Consider the following 225-nt stretch of genomic DNA (forward strand, 5'->3'; position numbering starts at 1 on the left):
ATATGCTTAAACCCGGTCTTTCACGCGGCGAGATTCGCTGTATCGGGGCGACAACGCTTTCCGAGTACCGCAAGCATTTTGAAAAAGACGCCGCTCTTGAAAGGCGCTTCCAGTCTGTAATGGTAGACGAGCCTTCTTTTGACGATACCTTAAATATTTTATTTGGTATTCAAAATAAATACGAAGAACATCATCAGGTACGATATTCAAAGGAAGCAATTACTC

The 225-nt window shown here is 42.7% G+C and carries 1 pseudogene; it reads left to right on the forward strand.

The annotated features are described in order from the left end of the window. Nucleotides 1-225: pseudogene (locus ACYVTD_RS18530) on the forward strand (hypothetical protein); the annotation flags it as partial.

The sequence above is a fragment of the Treponema sp. R6D11 genome (assembly GCF_054786075.1).